Source organism: Variovorax sp. WDL1 (assembly GCF_001541225.1).
Lineage (GTDB): Bacteria > Pseudomonadota > Gammaproteobacteria > Burkholderiales > Burkholderiaceae_C > Variovorax.
Genome location: NZ_LMTS01000132.1, coordinates 53,574 through 59,740, shown reverse-complemented (window position 1 = coordinate 59,740; position 6,167 = coordinate 53,574). Strand labels below are relative to the sequence as shown.

Here is a 6,167-nt window from a genome sequence, read left to right as displayed (position 1 = left end):
GGCTCGCAGCCGCTGGCCGGGCGCCTGGCCGGGGCCGCGGTGCTGGTGGTGGAGGCGCGGCAGAGCCGCATCGACATGCGGCTGCGCACCGGCTACCTCGACCGGCAGGCGCGCGACCTGGACGAGGCGCTCGCGCTCGTCGCCGACGCCAGGGAACGCCGCATCGGCCTCTCGGTCGGCCTGCTGGGCAATGCCGCCGAGGTGCTGCCCGCGCTCGTGCGCCGCGCGCAGGCAGGCGGCATGCGGCCCGACGTGGTGACCGACCAGACCGCGGCGCACGACCTGCGCAACGGCTACGTGCCCGCGGGCTGGAGCGAGCAGCGATGGAACGAACAGCGCGCCGCCGACCCGGCCGCGGTGGAGGCGGCGGCGCGCGATTCGATCGTGACGCATGTCGAAGCCATGCTGGCCTTCAAGGACATGGGCATCCCGGTCTTCGACTACGGCAACAACATCCGCCAGGTCGCCTTCGACGGCGGCGTGGCGCGCGCATTCGACTTCCCCTCCTTCGTCGTGGCCTACGTGCGTCCGCTGTTCTGCAGCGGCAAGGGGCCGTTCCGCTGGGTCGCGCTCTCGGGCGATCCGCAGGACATCTACAAGACCGATGCGCGCCTGGCCCGGCTCTTCCCCGACGACAAGCCGCTGCAGCGCTGGCTGTCGCTGGCGCGCGAGCATGTGCGCTTCCAGGGCCTGCCTGCGCGCATCTGCTGGCTCGGCCTGGGCGAGCGGCATCGCGCGGGCCTCGCCATCAACGAGATGGTGGCCAGCGGCGAACTCTCCGCGCCGGTGGCCATCAGCCGCGACCACATGGACTCGGGCTCGGTCGCCAGCCCCAACCGCGAGACCGAGGGCATGCTGGATGGTTCGGACGCGGTGGCCGACTGGCCGATCCTCAACGCGCTGCTGAGCTCGGCCTGCGGCGCCTCGTGGGTCAGCGTGCACAACGGCGGCGGCGTGGGCATCGGCTACTCCACCCATGCCGGCATGGCGGTGGTGGCCGATGGCTCGGCCGACGCCGCACGGCGCATCGAGATCCTGCTGTGGAACGATCCGGCCACCGGCGTGATGCGCCATGCCGATGCGGGCTATCCGATCGCGATCGAGACCGCGGCCCGGCATGGCCTCCGATTGCCTTCGCTTTGAATCCAAAGGAGACACATCCATGGGACTGTTGACCGGCCTGCGCGTGATCGACCTGTCGCGCGTGCTCTCGGGGCCGTATTGCACCGCGCTGCTCGCGGACCTCGGCGCCGAAGTGATCAAGATCGAGGCGCCCGCCGGAGATGACGCGCGCCACTTCGGCCCCTTCCTCGAAGGCCGCAGCGTCTACTTCTCGCTGATCAACCGCAACAAGAAGAGCCTGGCGCTGAACCTGCGCGATGAACGCGCGCAGGCCATCGTGGCGGAGCTCGCGGCCACGGCCGACGTGGTGGTGGAGAACTTCCGCCCTGGCGTGGCGAAGCGGCTGCACGTCGATGCCGACACGCTGCGCGCCGTCAACCCGAGGCTGGTCTACCTGAGCATCTCGGGCTTCGGCCAGCAGGGCCCCGCCACGGGGCTGCCGGCCTACGACCTGATCATCCAGGGCATGTCGGGACTGATGTCGCTGACCGGCGATCCTGCCGGCCCGCCCACCGCCACCGGCGAATCGATCAGCGACCTGTGGACCGGCCTCTTCGGCTCCTGGGCCGTCCTGGCCGCCCTGCAGGCCCGCACGCGCACTGGCACCGGCGAGACCATCGACCTGGCGATGTTCGACGCCATGATGTCGCTGCAGATGACGGGCCTGGCCCAGCTGCAGGCCACGGGAAGCGCGCCGCAGCGCGTGGGCAGCCGCCACCCGGTCACGGTGCCGGTGGACTGCTTCGCCGCGCGCGACGGCCACCTGACCATCGTCGTGCCCACCGACGCCCTGTTCGCGCAGCTTTGCGCGGCAATGGGCCGGCCCGAGCTGGCCGCGGACCCGCGCTTTGCCCAGGGCGCCGCGCGCCGTGCCCACCAGGCCGAGCTGCGCGTGCTGATCGCCGAGTGGTTTTCCACGCTCACCGTCGACGAGGCGGTGGCGCGATGCCAGGCCCGCGACATTCCGGCCGGCCCGGTGCACGACCTCGGCCGGGCCATGGCTTCGGAGCAGGCGCGCGCGCGCGGGCTCGAGACGCGCGTGCAGCACCCGGTGTTCGGACAGATCGGCATGGTGCCGCAGCCGGCGCGCTTCGCCAGCGGCGGCACGGCCGAGGCCGTGCGCGAGCCGATGGTGGGCGAGCACGGCGCGGCGCTGCTGCGCGAGATCCTCGGGCGAAGCGACGAGGACATCGCGGCACTGCGCAACTCGGGAGTTCTGGCATGAGCAGCACTGCGTATACCGACATGACGGCCGTCGCGCTGCGGCAGGCCCTGGAGCGCGGCGATTTGAGCGCCGAGGCCGCGGCCCGCGCCGCGCTCGAACGCATTGCCGAGCGCGAGCCGCAGATCCATGCCTGGCAGCATCTCGATGCCGAGGGCGCACTGGCCGCCGCGCGCGCCCTCGATACGCGCGGCCTCACCGGCCTGCTCGGCGGGGTGCCGCTGGGCGTCAAGGACATCATCGCCACCGCGGACCTGCCCACCCGCTACGGATCGCCGATCTACGAGGGCTTCCGGCCCGCCGCGGACGCGCACTGCGTCGCCGCGGCACGCGCGGCCGGCGCGGTCGTGATGGGCAAGACCGTGACCACCGAGTTCGCCTACTTCCAGCCCGGCCCCACCGCCAATCCGCGCAACCCGGCGCACACGCCGGGCGGCTCCTCCAGCGGCTCCGCCGCCGCGGTGGCCGACGGCATGGTGCCGCTCGCCTTCGGCACGCAGACGGCGGGCTCGCTGATCCGGCCCGCGTCGTACTGCGGCGTGTTCGCACTCAAGCCGGGCTTCGGCGTCGCCAGCCTGGAGGGCATCAAGCCCTTCTCGCCCTCGCTGGACACGCTCGGCTGGCTCGCACGCAGCGCGGAAGACCTGGAGCTGATGCGCTGCGCGATGGCCGGCACGCCCTTCGAGCTGCTGCAACCGCCCGCGCTGCGGGCGCTGCGCTTCGGCGTGTGCCGCACCCACGAGTGGCCGGCGGCCGATGCGGGCGGCGTCGCCGCCTTCGAGCAGGCCATGAAGCTCGCAGGCGCGGCCGGCGCCGGCCTGCGCGACGTCGCCCTGCCCGCTGCCGCGGCGGGGCTGCTGAATGCGCAGAAGACCGTGATGGCCTACGAGGCCGCGCGCCAGCTCGACGTCGAATGGCGGCTGTATCCGCAACAGCTCAGTGCCGCCCTGCATGGCCTGCTGCAGAGCGGCCGGGAGTGCAGCGAGGCCGACTACCGGCAGGCGCTGGCACAGGCCGGCGAAGGCCGCCGCACGCTCGGCGCGCTGATGCAGGGCCTCGACGCCCTGCTGGTGCCCGCCGCGCCGGGCGAGGCGCCGGCCGGCCTGGCGGCCACCGGCGATCCGGTGTTCAGCCGCGTCTGGACCCTGCTCGGCCTGCCGTGTGTCAACGTGCCCGGACTGCACGGGCCGCAGGGCCTGCCGATCGGCGTACAGCTGGTCGGCCATCCGCAGCACGAGCGCGAACTGCTGGCCATTGCCGCCAGCCTTCACCCCATCCTGGCGAACGCACCATGAAACTCACCGTGACGCGGGCCGAGCCCGCAGCCCAGGACATCCGCCGCATCGAGCTGCGCAGGGCCGAAGGCGGCCCGCTGCCGGCCTTCGCGCCGGGCGCGCACTTGAAGTTCAAGCTCGTGCTGCCCGGCGGGCATGCGACGGTGCGCGAGTATTCGCTGGTGGGTGCGCCCGAAGAGCGCGAGCGCTACGAGATCGCGGTGCTGCGCGAGCCGGCCGGCAGCGGTGGCTCGGCCACCATGCATGCGCTCGCGGTCGGCGACACGCTGGAGGCCGAGGGCCCGGCCAACGAGTTTCCCCTGGCCGAAGGCGCGCGCGAGCACCTGCTGATTGCCGGCGGCATCGGCATCACGCCCATCCTCTGCATGGCACGCGCGCTGGCGGCGCGCGGCGAGCCGATGCAGCTGCACTACGCCGCGCGCAGCGCGCAGCGGATGGCCTACCGCGAGGAAGCGGCTGCGCTGCCCGGTGCCGCGCTGTACTGCGATGACGGCGATCCTTCGCGTGGCATGCCGCTGGACGCCATCCTCGCGGACCCGGGCGAGGCGCGCCACCTGTATGTCTGCGGCCCGCGCGGGCTGATCGCCGGCGTGCTGGAGCGTGCGGCAGCGCACGGCTGGCCATCCGACAGGGTGCACTTCGAGAGCTTCAACGGCGCCGTTGCACTCAGCAACGACCGCCCCATCCGCCTCGAGCTGCGCGCCTCCGGCCGCACGCTGGAGGTTGCCGCCAGCCAGAGCATCCTGGACGCGCTGATCGAAGCCGGCTTGGACCCGCTCCACGACTGCAGGCGCGGCGAATGCGGCATGTGCATGACCGCCGTCTTGGAGGGCACGCCCGATCATCGCGACCACGCCTTGAGCGCGCGCGAGCGGGCCGAAGGCAAGGTGATCTGCACTTGCGTCTCGCGGTCGCTGACGCCGGAGCTCGTCCTCGATCTCTGATTCCCTGCGATGCGCATGGCCCGTCGGGCCCGGACTTGCATCGAGCAGCCCGGCAACGCTACCCGCCCCAGCCCAGTCCACGCGGCGACTCGCGGAAGGCCGGCCCCACCACCGAGTGCCAGGGCTCGCCGCCCTTGATGGAGATGCCGAGCAGGTCCAGCAGCGTCCACTCGAGCAGGTCATTCTGGTAGGGACGCGCGGCGAGCTCGTCGCGCTCGGCGCGTTCCATCGGCGTGGAGGTCCAGAGCAGCATCGGGACCTCATAGCCCGGCAGCTCGTCCGTATGCCCGGCGTAGTTGCGCGTGTGTCCCACTTCCTGGCCGTGGTCGGAGGTGTAGAGAAAGTTGCGCGGTCCTTCGCCAGGGACGCGTACGAACTTCTCGAGCAGCCCTGCGACCACATGGTCGTGGTACAGCAGCGCGTTGTCGTATTCATCTCGCTGGGCGACGATCCAGGGCATCCGTCCTTCCTGCCGCAGGCGCCGCGACACCGAGTCGCCGATGCCATTGAACCGTGCAAACGCATCGGGCCGGCGGTCCGCATAGTTCGGGTGGGCGCCCAGCAGGTGCACGATGATCAGCTTGCGCGGCGCCGGATCGTCCAGCGCGGCCTGCCAGGCTGGGCCCAGCCGCTCGTCCAGGCTGCGGTCGCCGCGCCGGCCGCCCGTGTTCACGAGCTGCCGTACATCGGCCTCCTGGGCGAAACGCTTGTTGATGTAGCGGTCGTGCTGGTTGGAGATCCAGAAGGTCTTGTAGCCCGCAGCCTTCGCGAGCATCGTGACGCTGGGGCACAGGGGCTCGGCGCCCGGAAGGCTGTGGCGGTCCTTGCAGGTCAGCATCATCTGGACAGCGCCGACGGTGGCGGGATACGCGGCCAGCACGTCACGGAAGACCACCAGTTCCCCGGCCCTGCGCTGCAGCAGGGGCGAGGTGGTCCGGCCGTAGCCGTAGAGGCTCCAGTCGTTGCGGTTGACGCTCTCGCCGATCACGAAGGCCAGGGTGTTGCGCGCGGGTCCGTCGTACCGGACATCGAGCGGCTCCACCCGCTTTGCCGAGGCCTCGCGTATGGCCGCGAGCAGCCCGATATGGGCCTGGTAGTCCTTATAGCCCGTGGCCTGGGTCCACCACGACGCGAAAGGGTTCGAGGCACGCAGCGTGGAATTGACGTGCAGCGCGGCGAACAGCAGCATGAGCATGGCAAGCCGCCAGCGCCGCGGCGCGTGCGAGCCGATGCATCTGCGCCGGCGCCGCGACTCCAGCGCGACGGCGGCGAAGCCGAGGCCGAGCAGGACGTAGAGGCCCAATCGCGCGGCGTTGTGGTGCATGAATTCCCACGCCTCCACTTCGGAGGTATTGCCGATCGCCTCCAGCACCAGGGCCGAGTCGGGTTGGGTCCGGTACAGGCCCATCAAGGAGGCGCGCAGCATCAGGTCGAGCGCGAAGCTCAGGCGCCACAGGTCCTCGGCCACGGCGCGGGGGCGCGCCGGCAGTGGCAGGAACATCAGCAGCCATGCGCCGGACAGGAACACAAGCGCCATCTTGGAGGCATCGCGCAGGCCCAAGTCGAACAGCCAGCCCAGCGCGA

Annotated in this window: 5 protein-coding genes; 4 read left to right on the top strand and 1 reads right to left on the bottom strand. The window is 71.7% G+C overall.

What is annotated here, in order from left to right; genetic code table 11:
- The 4 genes from hutU to APY03_RS18435 form a co-directional block, all read left to right on the top strand.
- The coding region (gene hutU / locus APY03_RS18450; protein ID WP_232324330.1) for a urocanate hydratase at positions 1-1,143 on the top strand (1,143 nt) is incomplete at its 5' end.
- Between the two features lie 19 nt (positions 1,144-1,162).
- A complete protein-coding gene (locus APY03_RS18445; RefSeq protein ID WP_197913179.1) occupies positions 1,163-2,347 on the top strand; it encodes a CaiB/BaiF CoA transferase family protein in 1,185 nt (394 codons plus the stop codon).
- The gene (locus APY03_RS18440) at positions 2,344-3,639 is read left to right on the top strand and encodes an amidase (protein ID WP_068678819.1); all 1,296 of its coding nucleotides are present in this window, start codon (positions 2,344-2,346) and stop codon (positions 3,637-3,639) included. Before APY03_RS18445 ends, APY03_RS18440 begins: the two co-directional genes overlap by 4 nt.
- Positions 3,636-4,583, top strand: coding sequence for a PDR/VanB family oxidoreductase (locus APY03_RS18435; RefSeq protein WP_068678817.1), 948 nt, complete (start codon positions 3,636-3,638; stop codon positions 4,581-4,583). Before APY03_RS18440 ends, APY03_RS18435 begins: the two co-directional genes overlap by 4 nt.
- Positions 4,584-4,641: 58 nt before the next feature.
- On the opposite strand, the gene APY03_RS18430 is transcribed toward APY03_RS18435, so the two are convergent.
- Positions 4,642-6,167, bottom strand: a 1,526-nt coding sequence (locus APY03_RS18430; protein ID WP_198161264.1) for a phosphoethanolamine transferase, incomplete at its 5' end; no start/stop codon positions are given.